Here is a 23210-nt window from a genome sequence, read left to right as displayed (position 1 = left end):
GGGTCGCACTATCCTGCCCTCAGGCAGGGGGCCAGGGCTTGTTACTCAGGCCTTGCTGCTCAGTGCTTATACCCAGTACTTATTACCCGGTCCTTATTACCCGGCACTTATTAAATAAGTTATTAAGCCACACTGCCATGGGGGTCAATGACAAATTTCTTGGCAGCACCGCCATCGAAGTCAGCATAGCCTTGGGGCGCCTGGTCCAGGGTGATCATCTGGACATTCACCGCATCGGCAATATTAACCTTGCCGAACAGGATCGCCTGCATCAGCGGTCGATGGTACTTCATCACCGGGCACTGGCCGGTGTGGAAGCTATGGGACTTGGCCCAGCCGAGACCAAAGCGCATGCTCAGGGCGCCCTGTTTGGCGGCGTCGTCAGCCGCGCCAGGGTCTTCGGTCACGTAGAGGCCCGGGATGCCGATCTGGCCACCCGCACGGGTCAGCGTCATCGCAGAATTGAGCACGGTGGCGGGCGCTTCTTTACCGTGGTTGCAGCCACAGGCGTGAGCCTCGAAGCCGACGCAGTCGACAAAGGCATCAACCTCACGCTCGCCGAGAATCACCTCGACCTTATCCGCCATGTCGCCGTCCTGGGTCAAGTCGATAGTCTCACAACCAAAGCTGCGAGCCTGGGCCAGACGCTCTTCGATCATATCGCCGACGATCACACAGGCCGCACCCAGCAGCTGAGCAGAGACCGCCGCCGCCAGCCCGACGGGCCCAGCACCAGCGATATAGACGGTGCTACCGGGGCCCACACCGGCAGTCACGCAACCATGGAAGCCGGTAGGGAAGATATCGGAGAGTAGAGTCAGATCCTTGATCTTCTCCATGGCCTGATCGGCATCCGGGAATTTCAGCAGGTTAAAGTCAGCGTAAGGAACCATCACGTATTCGGTCTGGCCGCCGACCCAGCCGCCCATATCCACATAGCCGTAGGCGGCGCCAGGACGGGCTGGATTAACGTTGAGGCAGATACCTGTGCGGCCTTCCTTGCAGTTGCGGCAACGGCCACAGGCAATATTGAACGGCACCGAGACTAGATCGCCCGGACGGATGTACTCAACATCGCGGCCGCACTCGACAACCATGCCGGTGATCTCGTGGCCGAGTACCAGGCCCGACGGCGCGGTGGTACGGCCACGCACCATGTGCTGGTCGCTGCCACAAATATTGGTGGTCACGACCTTGAGAATCACGCCGTGCTCGCATTTGCGATTGCCGAGGGCGAGCTCAGGATAAGCGATGGACTCAACGGCGACTTCACCCGGCCCCTTATAGATCACTCCGCGGTTGGCTGCATTCATGGCTGGCTCCTGTGATTATTGTTGTGTTTGTCATGGTTGATGGCGCTTTCCCACCCTAGCCCCTCCGCGTCTTAGGACTTACCCCAAAAAGGCACTCACATATCTATTCAAGACATCCTAGTCAAGATGAATAGCTGGAGGTCGCTTTCACGATACTGCTGCTTTGAAACAGGCTCAACACTTCCTAGCGTCGGCGATATCACGCAATGCCGACGCCTAACAAGAGCCAACCAAGGAACCCCAATGAAGAACAATGACGACCCAGTTCTGTCGCCTGGACAGGACAATACCCAGATAATGGGGTTGGATTTTCATAACCCCGTCTTTCCACTCTCCGCTCTCGCTATTTTGCTGTTCATTCTTTACGCATTGGTCTACCCGGATGCGGCTAATACGCACCTAGGGCTTGCCAAAAACTGGTCGATTGAACACTTCGACTGGTTGTTCATGATTGCAGGCAATGTGTTTGTGGTGTTCTGCCTCGTACTGATCTGCTTGCCGCTAGGGCGGATTCGTCTGGGTGGTAAGGATGCAAAGCCGGAATACACGCGCACCTCCTGGTTCGCCATGCTGTTTGCGGCAGGCATGGGAATCGGTCTGATGTTCTGGAGCGTGGCCGAGCCGGTGGCCTACTACACCGATTGGTACGGAACGCCTTTGAATGTTCCAGCGGGCACGCCGGAAGGCGCCAGCGCCGCCATGGGTGCCACCATGTTCCATTGGGGCCTCCACCCCTGGGCCATTTATGGGGTAGTAGCACTCTCACTGGCCTTCTTCTCCTATAACAAGGGTTTGCCGCTGACACTTCGATCCGCCTTCTACCCAATTCTGGGCGAACGAACCCGTGGCTGGGCAGGCCATATCATCGATATCCTTGCCGTGCTGGCCACTATCTTTGGCTTGGCTACCTCGCTTGGTTTTGGCGCTACCCAAGCAGCTAGCGGCCTCGCCTATTTGTTCGACATTCCTAATACCATCGGCACGCAGTTGGCGATTATCGTGGTGGTCACGGTGATCGCGCTGATCTCGGTATGGCGGGGGATCGACGGCGGCGTCAAGCTGTTCTCTAACATCAACATGATTATCGCGGCGGTGCTGCTCGTATTTGTGGTTGTAGCAGGGCCTACCCTAATGATCCTGACCGGCATTGGCACCACGGCGATGGACTACGTGGGCCACCTTCTGCCGCTGTCGAACTGGGTTGGTCGCGATGACGACACCTGGTATCACGGCTGGACCATCTTCTACTGGGCGTGGTGGATCTCCTGGTCCCCGTTTGTCGGCATGTTCATCGCCCGCGTATCCCGGGGCCGTACAGTGCGTGAGTTTCTGATCGCGGTGCTGTTGGTGCCCACACTGGTCACGCTGGTATGGATGAGTGCCTTTGGTGGTACGGCGCTTTACCAGGCTGCTAACGGCGTGGGCGAACTGGCCAACGGCATTAGCGATGTTTCACTTGCCATGTTCCACATGCTGGAACAGCTCCCCCTGACCAGCATCACCTCGACACTCGCGATTATTCTGGTGCTGGTGTTCTTCATTACCTCATCGGACTCCGGCTCGCTGGTTATTGACAATATCACCGCCGGCGGCAAGACCGATGCCCCCAAGAGTCAGCGGGTTTTCTGGGCCACACTGGAAGGCGTGATTGCCGGTGTGTTGCTGTACGGCGGGGGAAGCACCGCCCTAAGCGCGCTACAGGCAGGCGCGGTGGCCACAGGGCTCCCTTTTACCGTGGTGCTTCTGGTGATGTGTTTCAGCCTTTACAAAGGGCTTCACAAGGAGTGGGGGGAGCTCAACGCAGTACCAAAAACCGCTAGTTAATCCCCTTGCAACCGTCCGTCTACTCGGCGGGCGGTTGTTTTCTTGTTTATTCAGACCTTGCTGGCCAATCGACAATAAAAAAGACGTGGACCACCGTTCAAGCCCGCCACAAAGGGCGGGCTTGAACGGTGGTTAAAAGCCTGAAGAGCAAAAAGCTTTAACGCAGCACATCCTCTTCCTTGAGCAGCTTGTAGATCGCCTCGGCGCCCTGTTCGGGGGTCACATCGGTAAGCACTTGCCCGCCTTTTCCCTCGGCTTTGGAGGCCGCCGCCTTGAAGCGATCCCTGGCCGACGCGGCTTTGACGATTTTTAGACGCTTAGGCCGTTTACGAGCAGGCGCCAGGTGCCACTGAGCCAACTCGCTGTCGGCTTCAGGGCTAGTGGGCGTGATCGTAAAAGTGGCTCGGCGAGCCGGGCCGAAGGCACTTTGACGCGCCGCTGGCCCCGCTTCATCCACGCTGATGATAGCGGGCAGGCGCACTTTGAGACGTCGACGCTGCCCCCGTGGCAACGCCTGGAGCATCGTTACCACGCCATTTTCCACTTTTTCTACCGACGCCAAACTATTAACCAATGGCCAGCCGAGATGTTCTGCCAATGCATAGGGCAAAAGCCCAGAGCCTTCACCGCGCTCTGCACGGGCGCCGGTGATCACTAGCTGAGGAGAGGTTGCGGCCAGGTATGCCGCCAGAGCAGGAATGGCATCGCTGCCCTCGGGCTGCTCGAGCAGCGTCATGGTTTCAAGCCCCATGCCGACGCCTGTGGCCATACCTAAGTAGCCGCGCAGAGCTGCTTCGCTGCTATCGTCCTGGGTACCCGCGTGGAGCATGCTGATCCGGGTGCCCGGCAGCTCGGCCTCCATGGCCAGCGCAAGCTCCAGGCCTCGGGCATCCTGTTCGGCGCGCCTGGCGCGACCAGTGGTAGGGTGACGACCGATGGAGACCAGCACCGCCACGTCGATGCCCTGTGGCTGTTGTTGTTGCTTTAGATCAGGCCGCATCACGCTGTCCTCCTCGCTGCTGTTCCACCATGGCCACTAACGCGGCAAGGATTTGCGTACTATCGCCAATCACCGCCAGGTCGGCGCGTTTGATCATGTCGCACCCCGGATCGTGATTGATCGTCACCACCTTGTCGCAGCGCTGAATGCCCTGGAGGTGCTGGATAGCCCCTGAGATACCCACCGCCATATACACGCGGGCGGTCACCCAGGTGCCGCTCGCGCCTACCTGACGATCACGAGCCATATAGCCATCGTCCACCGCGACGCGCGATGCGCCCTCGGTAGCGCCGAGGACTTTCGCAGCGTGATGGAAAGCGTCCCATTCCTTGACGCCGTTGCCGCCGGAGAGGATGAACTCAGCCTCAGCCAGCGCCACGCCAGCGGGGTCCACCGCCACCTGCCCAAGGTCTTCTATCCGCGACAAGATGGAGGGAATTGACGCTGCCAGGGTCAGGTGCTCGGCCGCATGCCGGGTCTCGTCCACCGGTTCGGCGCACTCGGCCAGCGCCAGCGCCACCCGCGGCAGAGGACGCTGGATATCCAGGCTCCCAGCGGCGCCACGGGCCGTGCAGCGCCAACCCAAAGAGGCCTCATTATCAGCCTCCACCTGCCACACCCCCGTGGCAGCGCGTTCACCCAGGCGTAAGGCAAGCCGCCGCCCCAGATCGGCTCCGCCCAAGGGGGAGTCCGGCAACAGCCAGAAGCGCGGCGTCATCTCCCGCTCCACAGCGCTCAAGGCCGCCAGACGTGCCTCGGGGGCGAAGCCCGCGTAGCGCTCATCCTCAAGATGCACGACGCGATCGATCCCGGCTTCGCCCAGCGCCTGCTCCTTAAGCTCGCCGTCCCCCTCGCCCTTATGCTCACCAAACAGAATCGCCACCACGGCGCCGGGCTGGTCGGCGTCGGCATCCGCCACGCGACGGGCCAGTCCCAGCAGGTCCTTGTCGTGAGTGGAGAGACGGCCACCGGTCATGTCGGGCACCACGGCCACCAGGAAGGCAGGGTGATCAATGGTCACCATGCGCCGGCTGTCGCGCGCCGCCGCGGCAGCGCCGGGGGACTGCCCGCCTTGCTGGAAGCCGCTACGGTCAATCCGTTTGACGCCATTGGGGCCGATAAAACCGATGGCATGGGGGTTCTTGCGCACCACGCCGTGGGGGCCCAGCCATTCACTGACTGCTGCGCCGCCCCTGTTTACACCAAGGGCGGCAAGCACACTGGCGTGATCTGGATGCAGACGGTTACGGGCAATCCACTCACGACGTGGATCGCGACGAATAGTCTCACTCATACGATCACCTCTTCAGCCGTCGTCGTTGCAGCAGGTCGCCGGGATCCACCAGTCGCGTCACCAGCGGGACGCTCTACCAGGGCATCAGCCACCAGTTCGGCGATATCGCGCACCTCAGCGGTGGCATCCACCACGCCTTCCAGCATCGCAGTGCACTGCGGGCAGCCCACTGCCACTAGATCGGCGCCGGTCTCCTTGACGTCGTTCATGCGCATATCGGGAATACGCTGCTTACCGGGAATATCGGTAATCGGTGCCCCGCCACCGCCGCCGCAGCAGCGCGAGCGGAAGCCAGAGCGTTCCATCTCCTTGACCTCAATGCCCAGCGCCTTAAGCACATTGCGTGGCGCATCAAACTCACCGTTATAGCGACCTAGGTAACACGGGTCGTGATAGGTAACGCTGCCGCCTTTCCAGGGGGCAAAGGTCAGCCGACCGGCCTCATACAGCTCGGCAATGAAGGTGCTGTGGTGGCGTACCTCGTAATCTCCTCCTAGCTCACCGTACTCATTGCCCAGCACATGAAAACTGTGGGGGTCGCAGGTCACAATCTGCAGGAAACGGTACTTGGAGAGAGTAGCAATATTGCGCTTCGCCAGGGATTGGAACGTCGCCTCGTCGCCCAGACGCCGGGCCACATCGCCGCTGTCGCGTTCTTCATTGCCCAACACGGCGAAGTCTACCTCGGCTGCCTTCAGGATCTTGATCAGGGCGCGCAGAGTGCGCTGGTTGCGCATATCAAAGGCGCCATCCCCCAGCCACAGCAGCACGTCGACCTGTTTAAGGTCTGCCATTAGCGGCAGGTTAAGATCCGCTGCCCAGTTGAGCCGCGATCCAGGATCAAAACCACCGGGGTTGTCGGTAGCAATCAGATTGTCGAGCACCTCGGCGCCTTTGTTGGGCGTTTTACCGCGCTCCAACGTCAGGTGGCGGCGCATATCGACAATCGCATCCACGTGCTCAATCATCATCGGGCACTCTTCGACACAGGCGCGGCAAGTGGTGCAAGACCAAAGCGTATCAGCGTCGACCAAGGCCTTCCCCTGCAGCGCCACAATGGGCCCATGGGGCGTTCCCGCGTGCTCGCCTACCGGCTTGCCTGGGTATGGGGAGCCGGCATAGCCCGCATCGCTGCCCCCGGCCATGCCCACCACCATGTCCTGGATTAGCTTCTTGGGGTTGAGCGGCTGACCGGCGGCAAAGGCCGGGCATACCGCTTCGCAGCGACCGCACTGTACGCAGGCATCGAAGCCCAGCAGCTGGTTCCAGGTAAAGTCGGCGGGCTTTTCCACACCCAGAGGCGCCGTCACATCCTCAAGGTTTAGCGCCTTGAGTCCCGTTGAGCGACCAGCGCCTCCTTGTTTGGTGGAAAATCGCTCAGCGCGGCGATGAAAGGCCAGATGCAAGGCACCGGCAAAGGCGTGCTTCATGGGCCCGCCCCAGGTCATGCCGAAGAACATTTCACCCAGCCCCCAGGCCACAACGCCCGCTAATACCAGCGCCAGCAGCCAGCTACTGCCACCTTCAAGCAAACCCTCGGGCAGCAGGCCCACCGTGGGCAGGGTGATCAGGAAAACGCCTAGCGAAAACGCCATCAGGCTCTTGGGCAGGCGCATCCAGGGGCCCTTGGAGAGCCGGGCGGGCGGGTTAAGCCGGCGCCGCGCCACGAAGAGGCTACCGAAAAACATGGAGGTGCTAGCCAGTAGCAGTAATCCGCCTAGCAATGGGTTGGCAGACCCTAGGCCGTGCACCAGGATCATCAGTACGGCAGCGGCTACAAAGCCACCGGCGGTGGCCACGTGGGTGTTAGAGATCATCTTGTCACGCCCCACCACATGGTGCAGATCCACCAAATAGCGGCGCGGCAGGGCCGCAAGCCCCTGCAGCAAGTTAACTCGCGAGGGGCGCCCCTGGCGCCACAGGCGAATACGGCGTACGGCGCCAATCACCGCCAGGGCCAGAGCAGTAAAAATCAGTATCGGCAAGAGCGTTTCGAGCATGGTACTCACCTTCTTAGCCGTCAAAAGTCCTTGCAGATTCGCAAAGCATCGTAGATGGCCGCGTGGGTGTTACGCGGTGCCGTGCAGTCGCCCAGGCGGAACAGCAAAAAACCGTCCCCTTCTTCGCTCAGGCAAGGCTGCGGCTGAATGGCGTAGAGCGCTTCCAGATCCACCTGCCCTTTGTTGCGGGACTGCTCTTTAAGGGTGTAGTAGAGCGCTTCATCAGGGCGCACGCCGTTCTCAACGACCACCTGATCCACCACGCGCTCTTCCAAAGCACCGGTGTACTCGTTTTCGAGCACCGCCACCAGGCCGTCGCCCTCGCGGTAGACCTTATGCAGCATCAGGTCGGAGGACATGATGACCTCCTTCTCGTAGAGGCTGCGGTAGTAGGTGGGGAAAGTAGTGCCACCCACCGCTGCGCCAGGCTTGATATCGTCGGTGACGATCTCCACTTTAGCGCCCTTGTCGGCCAGAAAATCCGCCGCCGAAACACCGGAGAATTCGCAGATGGCGTCATAAATCAGCACGTTTTTGCCGGGCGCTACCTTCCCGGAGAGGATGTCCCAGGTGCTGACCACCAGGCTCTCTTCGGGATTCTCCGAGTAGCCCCACTCGGGGTGCTGGCTCAGGAACGGCTGACCGCCGGTGGCTAGCACGACGATATCTGGACGCAGGTCGAGCAGCGTTTCCTCATTGGCACGGGTACCCAGACGCAGGTCGACTTTCAAACGCGCCATCTCCAGCTGAAACCAGCGGGTGATACCGGCGATCTGGTCGCGTTGCGGTGCCTGAGCGGCAATGGTGATCTGCCCACCCAGCGCCTCGCCAGCTTCAAACAGAGTGACATCGTGCCCGCGCTCAGCAGCGACTCGGGCTGCCTCCATACCGCCGGGGCCACCGCCCACCACCACGACTTTGCGCTTGGCGCCCTCGGTCTTCTCGATGATATGCGGCAAGCCCATATATTCCCGCGATGTGGCCGCGTTCTGAATGCACAGCACATCAAGGCCCTGGTACTGGCGGTCGATGCAGTAGTTAGCGCCCACGCACTGTTTAATCTGGTCGATCTGGCCCATCTTGATCTTGGCGATCAGGTGGGGGTCGGCAATATGCGCCCGGGTCATGCCCACCAGATCCACATAGCCCCCTTCGAGAATACGCTGAGCCTGGTTGGGATCCTTAATATTCTGGGCGTGGATCACCGGCACGGTCACCACTTCCTTGATCCCCGCCGCCAGGTGCAGGAAAGGCTCCGGCGGGTAGGACATATTGGGTATGACGTTGGCCAGCGTGTTGTGGGTGTCGCAGCCGGAACCGATGACGCCGAAGAAGTCGACTTGGCCGGTGGCATCGTAGTAGGCGGCGATCTGCTTCATGTCATCGTGGGAGAGGCCATCCGGATGGAACTCGTCGCCACAGATCCGCATGCCGACGCAGAAGTCGTCACCCACTTCGGCGCGTACCGCCTTGAGTACTTCCATGCCAAAGCGCATACGGTTCTCGAAGCTGCCGCCCCACTCATCTTCACGCTTGTTGACCCGCGGGCTCCAGAACTGGTCGATCAAATGCTGGTGTACCGCGGAGAGCTCCACACCATCAAGCCCGCCCTCCTTCGCCCGGCGCGCGGCCTGGGCGAAGTCGCCAACAATTCGCCAGATATCCTCTTCCTCGATGGTCTTGCAGGTAGAGCGGTGCACCGGCTCGCGGATACCCGAGGGCGATAGCAGCGTCGACCAGTCGAAGCCGTCCCAGCGGGAGCGGCGCCCCATATGGGTGATTTGGATCATGATCTTGCCGCCATGCTTATGCACGGCATCGGCTAGGTTTTGAAAGTGAGGAATGATGCGGTCGGTGGAAAGATTCACCGAACTCCACCAGCCCTGGGGGCTATCGATGGATACCACTGATGAGCCACCGCAGATACACAAGCCGCAGCCGCCCTTGGCCTTCTCTTCGTAGTACCTGACGTAGCGTTCCGTCGTCATGCCGCCGTCGGTGGCATGCACCTCGGCGTGCGCGGTACTTACTACGCGGTTGCGGATAGTCAGCTTGCCGATCTCGATCGGCTCGAAGATTGCGTCAAATGCCATGATGTTCTCTCCTCGTAGCCGGGTTAGCGGGCGGCATCAGTCAGCGGCTTGACGACGAAGATGCCAACGTCGCAGCCAGGCTCGGCCGCGCTTTGGGTCTGCTCGGCGACGGTACGCAGGTCGCTGCCGCGCGTGGCGAGGATCTGGTCCATGGCGCCGGCGAACCAGCCGGTGAACATGTACTCCACTTTACGTCCCACCTTGCCCATCTGATAAACGAAGGCGCTATGTTCGAGGCGTACCTGAGCGGTGCCTGACTCAAGGTCAATCTGTTCAGTAATGAAAAGCCCCCAACCGCGCTGAGAGAGGCGCAGCATATAGTGCTCAAAGACGGCCTCCCCGCTAATGCCGTGTAGTTCGGCCTCTTTTTCGCACCAGTGCCAAGCGCTTTTGTAGCCAGCGTGGTAGAGAATTTCGGCATACTTCTCGGCACCCAGCGCCTCTTCGATGGCCACATGGTTATTGATAAAGAAGTGTCGCGGCACATACAGCATCGGCAGGGCGTCACTTGTCCATACGCCGGTCTCGCTATCCACTTCGATGGGCAGTGCGGGGGCCAGTTTGGTCACGGTTGTATTCCTCAAATCTTTGTTATGTCAGGTTATCGACGGGGCTACCCCGGGAGCATGCCTGCGCTGAGTCAGGCGCCCCACACGTCCTTGAGGACGCGCACCCAGTTCTCGCCCATGATCTTGCGCACTTGGGACTCGCTCATGCCGCGCTTCAAGAGCGCCTTGGTAAGATTGGGGAACTCACCAATAGTGCGGATGCCCTCAGGATTGATGATTTTGCCAAAGTCCGTCAGGCGGCGGGCGTAGCCCTTGTCGTGGGTGAGCCACTCGAAGAACTCCTGACCGTGCCCCTGGGTGAAATCGGTACCGATGCCGATAGCGTCTTCACCGACGATGTTCATGACGTACTCGATCGCCTCGCAGTAATCTTCGATGGTCGAGTCGATGCCCTTTTTGAGGAACGGCGCAAACATGGTGACACCCACGAAGCCGCCGTGGTCGGCAATAAACTTGAGTTCTTGGTCGGATTTGTTGCGGGGATGCTCTTTAAGGCCGGAAGGCAAGCAGTGGGAGTAGCAGACCGGTTTTTTGGACTCGAGGATGACCTCTTCAGAAGTCTTGGCACCGACGTGAGAGAGGTCGCACATGATGCCAACGCGGTTCATCTCGGCGACAATTTCGCGACCAAAACCGGAGAGGCCACCGTCACGCTCGTAGCAGCCGGTACCCACCAGGTTCTGGGTGTTGTAGCACATCTGCACGATGCCCACGCCCAGCTGCTTGAATATCTCGACATAGCCGATCTGGTCTTCAAAGGCGTGGGCATTCTGGAAGCCGAAGATGATGCCGGTCTTGCCCTCTTCTTTCGCGCGAGTGATGTCAGCAGTGGTGCGTACAGGGCGCACCAGATCGCTACACTCAGCCATCAATTGATTGGAGGCGACAATGTTATCGACCGTGGCCTGAAATCCTTCCCACACCGAGACGGTGCAGTTGGCGGCAGTAAGGCCGCCGCGCCGCATGTCTTCAAGCAGCTCACGGTTCCATTTGGCGATGATCAGACCATCGATGACGATAGCGTCGTCGTGTAGTTCAGAAGGGGTCATGGCTAAGCTCCAACATTGGTTAATGCAGCGAGCATAGCGCTGACGTTGGCTTAGACGGCGCTTGGAAACGACGGCGGAAATTCCAAAAGCGTCATTGTGTCGTAAACACGACAGCTACCTGCGCCATAAAAAAACGTGCTGCCCGTCACCGAGCAGCACGTTTCAAGCACGTTTCAAATTATTGATGACGCCGTGGGTATCAGCTTAATAGCCGCACGCTGGCAAAGGTGGGCTCGCCTTGGGCGTTTGCCAGAGCCTGGCGAGCGCACGAGGACGGCTCGTTGGCAGTGGGCTCCTCTCCCCAGCGCTTTATAAGAGTCGGCGTTTTGCTGCTATTTCCCTGCCTGTCGTGGCTACCCAGGCGCTCATTCCTCGGCGGTACACCAAAGTATTCGCGGTAGCACTTGGAAAAATGGGGCGTGGAAACGAAACCGCAAACAGACGCAATCTCGATGATCGACAGCGGCGTTTGCTTGAGCAATTGCCGCGCACGCACCAGCCGCAGCTTGAGATAGTAGCGAGACGGTGAGCAAAGCAGGTAGCGTTGGAATAATCGCTCTAACTGACGGCGCGACACATTCACATAGCTTGCCAGTTCATCGAGCTCGATGGGTTCTTCCAGGTTGGATTCCATCAAGGCAACGATTTCCAACAGTTTGGGCTGAGTAGTGCCCAGCACGTGTTTAAGAGGGACACGCTGCTGATCATGTTCGTTACGCACGCGCTCGTAGATAAACATTTCAGAAATGCCTGCCGAAAGCTCACGGCCATGGTCATGCGTAATCAGGTTGAGCATCATATCGAGCGGCGCGGTGCCGCCCGAAGCGGTGAATCGATCCCGGTCGATGGAGAAGAGATAGGTCGTCAAGATGACGTTCGGAAACGCCTCCTGCATGGAAGCCAAACACTCCCAATGGATACTGGCTTCATAGTGATCAAGCAACCCCGCCTGGCCCAATGCCCAACTGCCCGTACAGACCGAGCCTAACCGCCTTAGCTTACGCGATTGCGACTGAAGCCAGCGCACATGCTCACGGGTAACGCTGTGCTGCGGGCCTACTCCGCCGCAAACGACCACCCACTCCAATGACAGCGGCGCGTGCATAGAGGCATCAGGCGTCACCTGCACTCCATCGCTGGCACGCACCGGCAAACCATCTTGTGTCAGGGTGTACCAGCGATACAGTTCGCGGCCGGCCAGTTGGTTGGCCATCCGCAAGGGCTCTATTGCCGACGCCAGGGAAATCAGTGTGAAGTTATCTAACAGTAGAAAGCCAAGGGTCTGCGGTTCGCCGACACGTTTGGGATTTACTGCCGGGTTTGTTGCTTGATTTGAAGTCATCGTTTTACCCTCCGTCACCTTTAGAGCATTATATTTTTTCTTGTTAGCGTAGGTGTCGCTGGCGTCTTTTAGTTGCCCTTTACTGCGTTAGACTTTCACACGTGCAGGGACGGCATTGCTCTTTGGTCGTATATTGGCACGAACAGGGCGGATAGCGACAAAACTATCGCGTAGATCTAAGTTTTTGTCGCAAATGAAACGCTAGAGGTCGTTCCCAAAACCAATGGTCAGTGACAATCTGTTTCAAGAAGGAAGCGCCGTTATCGTTGAGCTGACTTGGAGTAAGGATCAAGGGCATATCAGCAAAGCTACGGGTCCAACCATCCTAGAATACTGCCGCCCAGTCCCTGAGGCCGCCTAGGTTGTGCATACCCACCAGCATAGTGTGCCCACTGACGGTACAATCACTATATTCCGCAGAAGGCGCTGCGCCAACGATTGCCGATGACAGCGATGAAAGAAGAGCAGGCTAAACGTTCGTGTTATTTACTCACTAGGTAATTAATTACGCGACAACCGGCAACTAATGAGAAAAGCTTAATGTCTATAAAAAAAGTGGCGATATTTGTTGATATTCAAAATGTCTACTACACCTCACGCCAAGCCTACGGCAGGAACTTTGATTATAATAAATTTTGGGCACAAGCAACCGCCGATAGAGAAGTGGTGCAAGCTTTTTGCTACGCCATCGACAGAGGAGACCAAAAGCAAAGGGAATTCCAAACTATACTCAGAGCTATTGGTTTTAACGTAAAGTTGAAACCCTTTATCCAACGCTCAGATGGTTCTGCGAAGGGTGATTGGGATGTAGGTATTGCGTTAGATGCCATGGAATACGCTGAGCAGGCGGACGTTATTGTGCTCGTGTCCGGCGATGGAGACTTTGATCTTTTAGTCAATAAAATACGCGTTAAGTACGGTAAAAAAGTTGAAGTGTATGGTGTTCCTCAGCTCACCGCAGCATCTTTAATTAATGAAGCCAATGAGTTTATCGCAATAGATAAGTCGCTTTTGCTAAATTAGCTACATATTAATACCTAACAACCTATTCAATAATGACCTAGCTACCGCTCTTTCATGCTGTTGTTGTATGAGCTTTCACTGATCTTACTTATGTGCGTTTGAAAAAATAATCAACTCCCAAGCAGAAAAAAAGCTCTACAGCTATTTAACAGTAACTCTACAGTTTAATTGCCATTTGTAACAATATCGACTAGGTTAGTTACAACGGGTGCGCTAATAACTTTTCTAATACTGGCTGACTCAATCGTTCCTGAACACTTCTGACTGTGACTCAGCTCACTTGGTGCGCTCCAACCTCAGCACAGTCAATTTGGGTCAACCAGCAAGGAGAACATCGAATGTCGATTACATCAGAAAAGCAATTACCCGAAGCAGTAGCGTCTTGGCGTGATCCGGAAATGGACTCGGTCAAAGGTACCGAAACTCCCAAAGACCCCAACAAAGGCTATATCGCCTTGCTTGGCTGGAGTGTCAACGCGATCAAGGCTGCGCAGAAATTTGACCGTCGATATATCGTTGTTGCTCCTGAATGGGCCGCGGATTTCTGTACCGCGAACAACATTCCTTTTCTTCCGTGGGACTTTATCCGGCTAAACGACCGGTCCATGGAAATCGCCGAAAAGCTAAAAGAGGAAGGCGTCGATATCGCCATCCCACTGTTTGAAGAAACCGTTGAATGGTCCGGTGCGATCAACTCGGTTCTTCTCGACAGTCCTCGTATGTTCGGGCAGTCCATTCTGTTCCGTGACAAGGCGTTAATGAAGCGTCGTGCCCAGCTTGGCGGTATTCGCGTCGGCATTTTCGAAGAGGCGCATGAGAAAGAAGACATCGTTCGCTTCATGAAGCGCGTCAACCAAACGCTGCTTAAACTTGATGGCGACCCGGATGACCCGATTCACGTCAAGGCATTCGACAAAGCCGGTTGCCTCGGTCACCGAATGATTCGCAAGATCGAAGAGATCGACAACATTCCGGACGAAGAATACCCCCTGCTAATGGAAAGCCATCTGGATGGCTGGGAGTTCGCCGTTGAGGCCTGGATACACGATGGCAAAATCCAGTTCCTGAATATTTCAGAATACGTAACGTTGGGCTATTCGGTATTCGTACCCGCGACGGCGGAACTCGAGAGCTGGCGCACCGCGATCACTAAACAGATCGAACTGCTGATCAAAACGTTCGATATTCAGTTTGGCTTGATTCACCCCGAGTACTTCGTCACAGCTGATGGTGAGATGTACTTTGGCGAGGTTGCCTACCGCCCACCCGGCTTCAAAGCTTTCGAGCTGATTGAAAAAGCCTACGGGTTTAACGCCTATCAAGCATCGATGCTCGTGTTTGATCCGAAAAGCACAAAAGAGGAAGTGGCAGCGTTCTTCCCCCGTGAAGTGGTCGATGCGAAAGGCTACGCCGGCTGCTTCGGTGTGTACCCACGCCGCCGGGTGGTCAGCAAGCTGGAAATGCCCAAAGAAACGATTGAGCATCCCTATTTCGAGTCCCACGAACTGGTCGCGCCCGCAGAAGAAACCGTTCCTGACCGCTCAGCCTTCGGGACACACTGGGGCCTGCTCTTCTTCTTTGGAGACGACCCCATCAAAATGCGCGATCTATTGAAAGCGCAGGAAGATCTGGATTTCTACGTCTAAAAAGCTTCAAAACAACAGGTTTCATTATGGGCGCCCTATCTGCAATTGTTGCTGATAGGGCGCCCTTTTTTTACCCACGCTAGCTCTTTCAGCATTGAGGTTTGGTTCTCCCCTTGGCTAAGGCCGGTATACTCGCTTGATTTATTGATGAGAGATGCGATGCGCCCACGACTCCTGTTGTGCCTATTATTGCTGCTCCCCCTGGTACTGCTGTCCGGCTGCGATGAAACGCCGACCGGGCGCTCCCAACTGACATTGGTACCAGAAAATTTAATGACACAGATGGGCGAGGATACCTTCGACCAACTACGCCGTGACCAGCCAGTCTCACGTGACGCAGCCGCTAACCGCCAGGTAGAGTGCGTAGCTCAGGAAATAATAGCCGCCACCGAGGCCATCTATCCGGCTGACGAGTTACCGGAGTCCTGGGAAGTTGTCGTTTTTGAAGATGATTCTCCCAACGCTTTCGCCCTACCAGGCGGACGCATCGGCGTGCATACCGGCCTACTCCAAGTCGCCGAGACGCCTGACCAACTGGCGGCGGTGATCGGCCATGAAGTTGGTCATGTGCTGGCTGACCATGGCAATGAACGCCTTACTCAGCAGCTTGGCATTAAGGCCGGGATGCTAGTAGTAGGATTGTTAGGCGAGGGAGACATGGGACAGCAGCAGTTAATGCAGGCATTGGGCCTCGGCGCCCAGCTCGGCATCACCCTGCCGTTCAGCCGCGCCCACGAGGAAGAAGCCGACCTGATGGGGCTGGCGATCATGGCGCAAGCAGGGTTCAACCCACAAGAAAGCGTGGCACTGTGGCGCAACATGGCGGCGGCTGGTGGCGGTCAGCCTCCTGAATTTCTTTCTACGCATCCCGCCCATGAGTCGCGCATTACGGCATTACAACAAGCAATGGAAGAAGCCGTGGCAAGCTATCGCACGGTCGCCCCGGCTGATTGTTCTGGGTAGGTAATTATCAGGCAAATAGGTGATGTCTGCGATGTGAGTAAGGATTACTAGCTGCTCTACGCAGAACCGCTTGTGGTCAATAATAACCCCACGTCACTCTCTTGGTAATTTGGATTCGCCCTGCCTACTCTTTGTCAGTGAACTCTCTCATGAGCGGCATATTCAAGCCCATGCCTAGTCCGCCCACAATTGATCTCTTATGGTAGCCATTGATGAACCAGCCGTTGCAAAACCTCGAACAACTCCTTGACCGAGTGGGCGAGTTGACACGCCACAACGATCGCGTCTCAATCGAGATGGTTGTTGAATCGATTGGCAGCCGTTCTTTTGGGCCGCTGTTGATGCTGATTGGCATCACGTTATTCTCGCCGCTCAGTGGCGTACCTGGCATGTCGTTCTTCATGGCGTTGTTCGTGTTGCTGGTAGCCGTACAGATGCTGATCGGTCGGAAAAAATTTTGGTTGCCCCATTTCATTCTCGACCGCTCTGTTGAGCATAACAAACTGCAGAAAGCGCTCGACTGGCTCAACAAGCCAGCGCGGGGCATAGACCGCGTTCTTAAACCACGATTAACGTTCCTAGTACATAGAGGGGGCAGCTATGGCATTGCCGTGCTGTGTGTCATCGTCGGTCTGTGTATGCCGATCATGGAACTGGTGCCCTTTTCTTCCTCGGCTGCCGGGCTGGCTTTGCTGGCGCTAGGGCTTTCACTGGTGGCCCACGACGGGTTACTCGCCCTATTGGCGTTTGTTATCTTCGGCGCCACGTTCACGCTTATCGCTGTCAACCTACTGTGATTGATCCCGACAGCAGCACTATGAGATAACGCGACACAAGAGGCTCCTTAATGACGCATTAGCTAGGGGCTTGACCGTCGTCCTGTGGCTGCGATTGGCTACCCTCGCGGAGGCGCTCGATGGAGGCGTTTCCCTGCTTCGCCAAGGTCGCCAGGCGGTCGATTTGCTCATCCAGCCGCGGTAAGGCCTCCTGCCGATAGCTTGAGAGATCATCGATCGCGCCCATTACCTCGCTGAAAGCTTCCTCAAGCACTTGCATATCAAGCATCGCGGAGGAGGCGCGCTTTTGGATATCTACCCCTTGCTGACGCAGTGCCTTGGCGGTCCCGCCAATCATCTGCGACGTGGTAGTGTTAAGGGCTTCGATGCGGTCCAGCACCAGGCGTTGGTTAGCCATCGCCATGGCAACGGTCACCGCCACGGTAAGGGCTGAAACAGTGACGTTAATGGCCCTGTCTACACCGCGCATCAATTCCCGGTTATTGCGGATGATGACCTCTAGCGCCAGCACGCCCTGCTGACTCACCGCCAGTTGCTGTTGGAGATCGACAATACGCTGGCGCAGGGGAAAGAGCAGTTCCTCCTCAAGGAAGTGACGCCGCGGATCATCGGCATCGCGAGCGGCAATCTCGCCCTGCAGGCGACTATCAATCAAACGGCCCAGCGCAATTTGCCGGTTCAGCTCAGCAAGGATTTTATTCAAAGCCTGCTGGTCATCGCTCAGGGTAACGTTGTCACGATGTAGCATATCGCGACCGCCTTTCAACTCATCGATAATCGCGTCTAGCGCCTGCTGAGCATTTTCGAACTTCTGAAAGTAGCGCTGCAGGCGGCTGTCGACGCCGGGAATGAGCGCCATAACACGATCCAGCGCGCTCGGCGCTAGGCGATGGCGAGCGGGATCAAGGCCCTCCATGCGCCCGCGCAGATCAACCAGCGCCTTGGCTACCGGCCCACCTTCATCGCCCTGATGGGCTAACTGACGAAGCGGTGTTTGCAACATGACACTGCGATGCGCGGCCTGCTGCTGCAACTCAAGCCCCATCTCGTCTACGGCATGGCGCTGGCGTGCAATGGATTCCTCGTCATTCTCGGCGAGGATATCTTCGACAAAGCGGCCGGCCATCGCCTCAAGCTCAGGGTCGATGGCACGCTCATCGGGGTCGACCGATTCTTCCTGGTTAGCCCCCAGCTGACTGGCAATCTCGTCCACCGGCGGCAGGGAGAGGCGACGTTTGTCATCGGGTTGCTGAGCCATAAACATCTCCTGAGCTATTGAAAGAAGCCGTTGTGAAAACCGCAGGGCACCATTGGCACTGAACCATTAACACAGAACCATTAACACAGAACTTTCGGCACAGCAGCATCGTCCGCTGGATTAATCCTTGCGCGTATAACGATCCGCGCCTTCGACGAAGCGGCGTAAATCCTCCAGTGCCTTCTCGGTGGTAACCGACGCCTGTGGGCGCGCTGTCTCGATACGCGCCATGGAAACAGCGGTGTCGTCGAGCACGGTCAGGGCCGATTCGATACGGGCAGAAAGCTTATTCAACCGGTGCTCGGTTTCCACCAGCAGATCCAGGCGCCGCACCAGGGCAGCGCGCTCCTCCTCGCCCAACTGTTTGCCCTCTTGGGTCAGGCGACTACGCACGTAATTACCGTCTACGCTAACCACCCCTCGCGCCTGGGACGCCATAGATGTCAGCGTATCCACCGCGCCGAGACAAACCTGCGTGACCAAGCCACGCGAGCGCTCGAAAGCCAACTCGCCTGTGTGGAATCGGCCGCTCAGCACGTCCATCACATGCCGATAGCGGCTATAGAGGCGATCCGCCTGAATGGCGAGATCAGGGCGATGCACGTCGAGCAGGCTCTGCTTGGCCCGGCACATAGCTAGTACAAGATCATCGGCCCCCTCTGGCGGCCGTGCAGGGTCGAGTACCGACACGCCGGCCTCATAGGCCTTGCGCTCCTCTTGGGCACGCCGCTTGCGTACCGCGGCCACTCGTTGAGCTTCCTGGCGGCGCTCGCGGCGGCGGGCCAGCCAGCCGCGCAGTGTTCGCTCGACTGGCAGCGCCACAGGAATAGCGACAATACCCGCCAGCCAGCCAAACAGGCTGGGGCTGAAACCGCCCCATAGAGAGGTTAGCCACAGCAGCATGCTGATAAAAGGAACCAGCAAGCAATAGCGGAAGATGACCTGCAGACGGCTGGGAGCCAGCACCGGAAGCGCCAGACCAGGGTTGAAAAGGCCGACCAATAGCCAGGGCAGGCAGGTCATAAACAGGCCATAGGAAAATCCCTGCAGGAATCCCAACATTGATACGGCTATCCTTCATTCATGAAACGCAAACACCAAGTGTAGAGTAACTGAGATGGCCCGCTCAGCACCAGTTAGACACACTCCTGTGATTCTCTGAAGTCGGCCGATATCAATTCTCTTGGGTGCTTTGATCAGCGCGGATGAAACATGTTGCAAAACACCTGCACTGCCGAACGGCAGCCTATGGAGAAGAGGCACTCTACTTCGCCCAGCTTGGCGTAATCGACCGACAACTCCTACGTTGTTTTAAGGACTGGTTGTAAAACCGGTTATAAAAACTGTTTATAAGAACCGTTTATAAGAACCGCTTATAAAAACAGGCTGTAAAGACACCGGGAGACGTAACGATGGATGCACTTGCGCGAAAGCTGGGCCTCAAGACGGATCCCACTATTTTTTTCACATCGGCAGGGATCATGATCCTTTTCCTTGTGGCGCTGCTGATTGCGCCTGGCCCTATAGGGGAAGCCTTCGGCGCGGGGCGGCAATGGATCGTTACTAACCTTGGCTGGTTTTTTATTTTTGGGGTCACAAGTTGGGTGGCGTTTCTGCTGTGGGTGGCAATAAGCCGTTTCGGGGCAATACGCTTAGGTGGCAATGATGCGAAACCGGCCTATACCAACGCCTCCTGGTTCGCCATGCTGTTCGCTGGCGGTATCGGCACGGTATTAATGTTCTGGGGCGTGGCCGAGCCGATTTCCCACTTCGCTACGCCCCCGCGGCCGGGTGTCGAGCCCTTTTCGGTGGCCGCCGCCGACGATGCCATGAGCTTTTCGATTTATCACCTAGGCCTGCACACCTGGGCAATTTTCGCCATGCCAGGGTTGGCGTTCGCGTACTTTATCTACCGTTACAACCTGCCAATGCGTTTCAGCTCGGTTTTCTTCCCGTTTTTAGGCGATCGCATTTACGGCCCTGTCGGCAAAGCGCTCGATATCTTTGCCATTCTCGGCACCCTGTTTGGCGTGGCAGTTTCTATCGGCCTAGGCACCCAGCAGATCAATGCAGGGCTAACGGAACTGTTTGGCGTTCCGGATGCCGTGACGACGAAGGTGCTTATCATCGCTGTGCTAACTACCGTCGCCGTGGGATCGATCGTGGCGGGGCTGGATTCAGGCGTAAAGCTGCTTTCCAATATCAATATCGGGATGGCCGTTGGCCTGCTGCTGTTTGTGCTATTTACCGGCTCGACCGTTTTCCTGTTACGTGCCGTTGTCGAAACCTTTGGCCTCTATATAACGAACCTGCTGCCCATGGCGTTTTGGAATGACACGCTGGCACGCTATTCCAGTGAAGGCGGCGCCTGGGGGTGGCAAGGCAGTTGGACGGTGTTCTACTGGGCCTGGACAGTCACTTGGTCGCCATTCATCGGCATATTCGTAGCGCGGATTTCCCGCGGTCGGACTATCCGAGAGTTCGTACTCGGCGTGCTGTTCGCCCCTTCCATCTTTACGCTGATCTGGTTTGCGATCTTCGGCTGGTCGGCCATGGAGATTGACGGCATTGGCCCCGAGGCGCGGGCAGCATTGGGTGATCAAGCCGGTACTTTATCCGCCGCCGTGGCCGAAAGTATCCCACTCGCCATGTTCGCGTTTTTCGATAACTTCCCCGCTGCTACCTTGATTCAGGGCTTGGCGGTGGTGATCGTCGCTATCTTCTTCGCCACCTCATCGGACTCCGCCTCTCTGGTCGTCGATATGCTGTGTACCGGCAGCGCAGACCCAGGCCCATGGCATCAGCGCGTATTCTGGGGTGTCTCGGAAGGCATGCTAGCCGCCATGCTCATCGTGCTGGCAGGCGATGCCGGGCTGACCGCTCTACAGGAGGTCATCACCGTGGTCGGTCTCCCGATGTTTATTCTGGTGTTTATCATGATGTTCGCGCTGTACCGCGGCCTCTCCCATGAGGATCTCAGCGAAGTGCGGGTAGGCACCCCACCCAGGCAGGAAGAGTTGAAGCCGGAAGATTAGGTGACGCCTAACAGGGGCCTGTGAGGAATCGCAGGTTCCTGTTTTTTAATGGGGGGCTCTGAACCTGACACTCGATGCCGCCGTACCGCATTGGCCGGAGCAACGGTTAGAAGGCCCTATTAAACTGCTCTCGATAATTCTTGACGACAATAAAGGTTAACGTCGCTTTGCTCGGATATACAGGTTCGGGTAAACATGTCCAAATAAATAAACGGCCTTATTGACAGGCGTGACTATACTGTGAATTAAGACTGGAGAAATGTCCTAATGCGGCCAGTGTGAGGCATATGGCTAATCCCCAGCTAGGTTGTATTCCTCACTATCCCGTTCGGCGGTGCCTTCTGCGCACCGCCGAACCCACTTAATGGTGGTCGTCATGAGCCAGCTTACGTCAACCGCAATCAAGGAGTTCAAGACCGGTTTCGCAGGAAGTGTTCTTCTTCCTGACCACCCTCGATATGACGAAGTGCGCCAGATATGGAACGCCATGATTGATCGCAGGCCTTCCATGGTAGCTCGCTGCACGTCACCTGCCGATGTCGTTCACGCCCTGAACTTCGTACGTCAACACAACGTGCCTTTCTCCCTTCGTGGTGGTGGGCACAACATTGCTGGCAATGCGGTCTGCGATGAGGGCGTGATGATCGACCTCTCACCGATGAAGAAAGTAGACATCGATCAACAACATCATCAAGGCCATGTTGAGCCTGGGTGTACCCTCGCTGAATTTGACACCGCTGCCCAAGCATACGGGCTCGCCACACCGCTGGGCATCAACTCCACCACCGGAGTGGCTGGCCTGACCCTGGGGGGCGGCTTCGGTTGGCTCAGCCGAAAATACGGCCTGACCGTCGACAACCTACTCGGCGTGGACATTGTCACGGCAGATGGTCAACAGCTGCACGCCAGCGAATCGGAAAATGCCGACCTTTTCTGGGGGCTGCGTGGCGGGGGCGGGAACTTTGGTATCGTGACCCGCTTCACGTTTCAGCTACATCCCGTAGGCCCGAACGTGCTGTGCGGTCTTATCGTTTTTCCCTTCGAACAGGCAAAATCGGTCATCACCCAGTTCGACCGCTTTACCGAAACCATGCCCGACGAACTCAACGTGTGGATGGTCACTCGCAAGGCACCTCCCTTGCCCTTCCTGCCCGAGGAAGTGCATGGCAAAGAGATCGTGGCATTCGCCCTGTGCTACGCAGGCGACCCCGCTGAAGGCGAGAAACTTATCGAGCCGCTGAGAGGATTCGGCACCGCCTACGGCGAGCATATCGGTGTGCAACCTTACACAGACTGGCAGCAGGCCTTCGACCCACTGTTGACGCCAGGAGCCCGTAACTATTGGAAATCCCATAACTTCTTGACGCTTGATGAAGGGGTGATCGATACCATTATCGACTATGCCAGTACGCTACCGTCTCCGCAGTGCGAGATATTCATCGCCACGCTAGGTGGGCAGGCGAGCCGCGTAGACCCGCAAGCAATGGCCTATTCGAGCAGGGATGCCAATTATGTGCTGAACGTACATGCGCGCTGGGAAACAGCGGCGGATGACGCCCGTTGCATTACCTGGGCGCGGGACTTCTTTGCTCGCTCACAGCCCTTTGCCAGTGGCGGCGCCTACGTCAACTTCCTGACCGAGGACGAGACCGACCGCACTGCCTTCGCCTATGGCGCAAGCTATGAGCGACTGGTGGCAATTAAGAAGCAGTACGACCCGGAAAATCTCTTTCGTATCAACCAGAACATCAGACCCGCTTGAGCGCTGCTTCCCGAACAAGGCCCTGAGCGGGATCTAACGACCCGCTCTGAGGAACACCGCCATGCTCACCACGTAAGCGCGCCATAAACCCCATCTACCCACCTTATTGTTGACTGATCACACTGGTGGTCTCTTTAGCATTGGAGATCATCATGAGTCGCGACCTCAATTCCACTCAAGCATTTTGGTTAGGGCACCTGTCTTATGCCGCCGCGTTGCAGATGCCGTTAAGCGCGTATGCT

The 23210-nt window shown here is 57.2% G+C and carries 17 protein-coding genes; 7 read left to right on the top strand and 10 right to left on the bottom strand.

Features of this window, described 5'->3' with window-relative positions:
* Positions 1-122: 122 nt before the first annotated feature.
* Positions 123-1313, bottom strand: coding sequence for a formaldehyde dehydrogenase, glutathione-independent (fdhA, locus tag V8L71_RS09390; RefSeq protein WP_336273954.1), 1191 nt, complete (start codon positions 1311-1313; stop codon positions 123-125).
* Between the two features lie 243 nt (positions 1314-1556).
* Here fdhA and V8L71_RS09385 point away from each other — a divergent pair, with 243 nt between their 5' ends.
* Complete coding sequence (locus V8L71_RS09385; RefSeq protein WP_336273953.1) at positions 1557-3137, top strand: BCCT family transporter; 1581 nt, start codon at positions 1557-1559, stop codon at positions 3135-3137.
* Positions 3138-3294: 157 nt separating this feature from the next.
* Here the strand turns inward: V8L71_RS09385 and etfB are convergent, their stop codons facing one another.
* The 7 genes from etfB to gbdR form a co-directional block, all read right to left on the bottom strand.
* Positions 3295-4137, bottom strand: coding sequence for an electron transfer flavoprotein subunit beta (gene etfB / locus V8L71_RS09380; RefSeq protein WP_336274027.1), 843 nt, complete (start codon positions 4135-4137; stop codon positions 3295-3297).
* Entirely contained in the window at positions 4127-5431 is a 1305-nt protein-coding gene (gene etfA, locus V8L71_RS09375) for an electron transfer flavoprotein subunit alpha (protein ID WP_336273952.1), read from the bottom strand. The genes etfB and etfA overlap by 11 nt, the downstream gene beginning before the upstream one ends.
* Positions 5428-7431 carry a (Fe-S)-binding protein gene (locus V8L71_RS09370; protein ID WP_336273951.1) on the bottom strand — a complete coding sequence of 668 codons (2004 nt, stop codon included), beginning with the start codon at positions 7429-7431 and terminating at the stop codon, positions 5428-5430. Before V8L71_RS09370 ends, etfA begins: the two co-directional genes overlap by 4 nt.
* A 20-nt stretch (positions 7432-7451) precedes the next feature.
* Complete coding sequence (dgcA, locus tag V8L71_RS09365; RefSeq protein ID WP_336273950.1) at positions 7452-9524, bottom strand: dimethylglycine demethylation protein DgcA; 2073 nt, start codon at positions 9522-9524, stop codon at positions 7452-7454.
* A gap of 23 nt (positions 9525-9547) precedes the next feature.
* Positions 9548-10093 (bottom strand): DUF5943 domain-containing protein, encoded by a 546-nt coding sequence (locus V8L71_RS09360; protein WP_336273949.1) that lies wholly within the window; start codon positions 10091-10093, stop codon positions 9548-9550.
* Positions 10094-10164: 71 nt separating this feature from the next.
* A complete protein-coding gene (locus tag V8L71_RS09355; protein ID WP_489686892.1) occupies positions 10165-11166 on the bottom strand; it encodes a dipeptidase in 1002 nt (333 codons plus the stop codon).
* 175 nt (positions 11167-11341) lie between these two features.
* On the bottom strand, positions 11342-12484 hold the full coding sequence (gbdR, locus tag V8L71_RS09350) for a choline metabolism transcriptional regulator GbdR (protein ID WP_336273947.1): 1143 nt from the start codon (positions 12482-12484) through the stop codon (positions 11342-11344).
* A 546-nt stretch (positions 12485-13030) separates the two neighbouring features.
* Between gbdR and V8L71_RS09345 the strand changes: the two genes are divergently transcribed.
* The 4 genes from V8L71_RS09345 to V8L71_RS09330 all read left to right on the top strand — a co-directional run bounded on the left by V8L71_RS09345 (position 13031) and on the right by V8L71_RS09330 (position 16913).
* Positions 13031-13507: a LabA-like NYN domain-containing protein gene (locus V8L71_RS09345; protein WP_336274026.1), complete on the top strand. Its 477-nt coding sequence runs from the start codon at positions 13031-13033 to the stop codon at positions 13505-13507.
* 338 nt (positions 13508-13845) lie between these two features.
* On the top strand, positions 13846-15153 hold the full coding sequence (locus V8L71_RS09340; protein ID WP_176304120.1) for an ATP-grasp domain-containing protein: 1308 nt from the start codon (positions 13846-13848) through the stop codon (positions 15151-15153).
* 159 nt (positions 15154-15312) lie between these two features.
* Positions 15313-16116, top strand: coding sequence for a M48 family metallopeptidase (locus V8L71_RS09335; RefSeq protein ID WP_336273946.1), 804 nt, complete (start codon positions 15313-15315; stop codon positions 16114-16116).
* A 212-nt stretch (positions 16117-16328) separates the two neighbouring features.
* Positions 16329-16913 (top strand): exopolysaccharide biosynthesis protein, encoded by a 585-nt coding sequence (locus V8L71_RS09330; RefSeq protein ID WP_336269838.1) that lies wholly within the window; start codon positions 16329-16331, stop codon positions 16911-16913.
* Between the two features lie 58 nt (positions 16914-16971).
* On the opposite strand, the gene V8L71_RS09325 is transcribed toward V8L71_RS09330, so the two are convergent.
* Both V8L71_RS09325 and V8L71_RS09320 read right to left on the bottom strand, forming a co-directional pair.
* A complete protein-coding gene (locus V8L71_RS09325; RefSeq protein WP_336273945.1) occupies positions 16972-18171 on the bottom strand; it encodes a toxic anion resistance protein in 1200 nt (399 codons plus the stop codon).
* 120 nt (positions 18172-18291) lie between these two features.
* Positions 18292-19233, bottom strand: a complete 942-nt coding sequence (locus tag V8L71_RS09320) for a cobyrinic acid a,c-diamide synthase (protein WP_336273944.1) — start codon at positions 19231-19233, stop codon at positions 18292-18294.
* A 350-nt stretch (positions 19234-19583) separates the two neighbouring features.
* Here V8L71_RS09320 and V8L71_RS09315 point away from each other — a divergent pair, with 350 nt between their 5' ends.
* Positions 19584-21206 (top strand): BCCT family transporter, encoded by a 1623-nt coding sequence (locus tag V8L71_RS09315; RefSeq protein WP_336273943.1) that lies wholly within the window; start codon positions 19584-19586, stop codon positions 21204-21206.
* Between the two features lie 376 nt (positions 21207-21582).
* Positions 21583-22968: an FAD-binding oxidoreductase gene (locus V8L71_RS09310; RefSeq protein ID WP_336273942.1), complete on the top strand. Its 1386-nt coding sequence runs from the start codon at positions 21583-21585 to the stop codon at positions 22966-22968.
* The last annotated feature ends 242 nt before the right edge of the window (positions 22969-23210 follow it).

Source organism: Vreelandella indica (assembly GCF_037070225.1).
Lineage (GTDB): Bacteria > Pseudomonadota > Gammaproteobacteria > Pseudomonadales > Halomonadaceae > Vreelandella > Vreelandella arctica.
The sequence above is the reverse complement of the archived record's forward strand: the minus strand, read 5'-3'. Positions and strand labels throughout refer to the sequence as shown.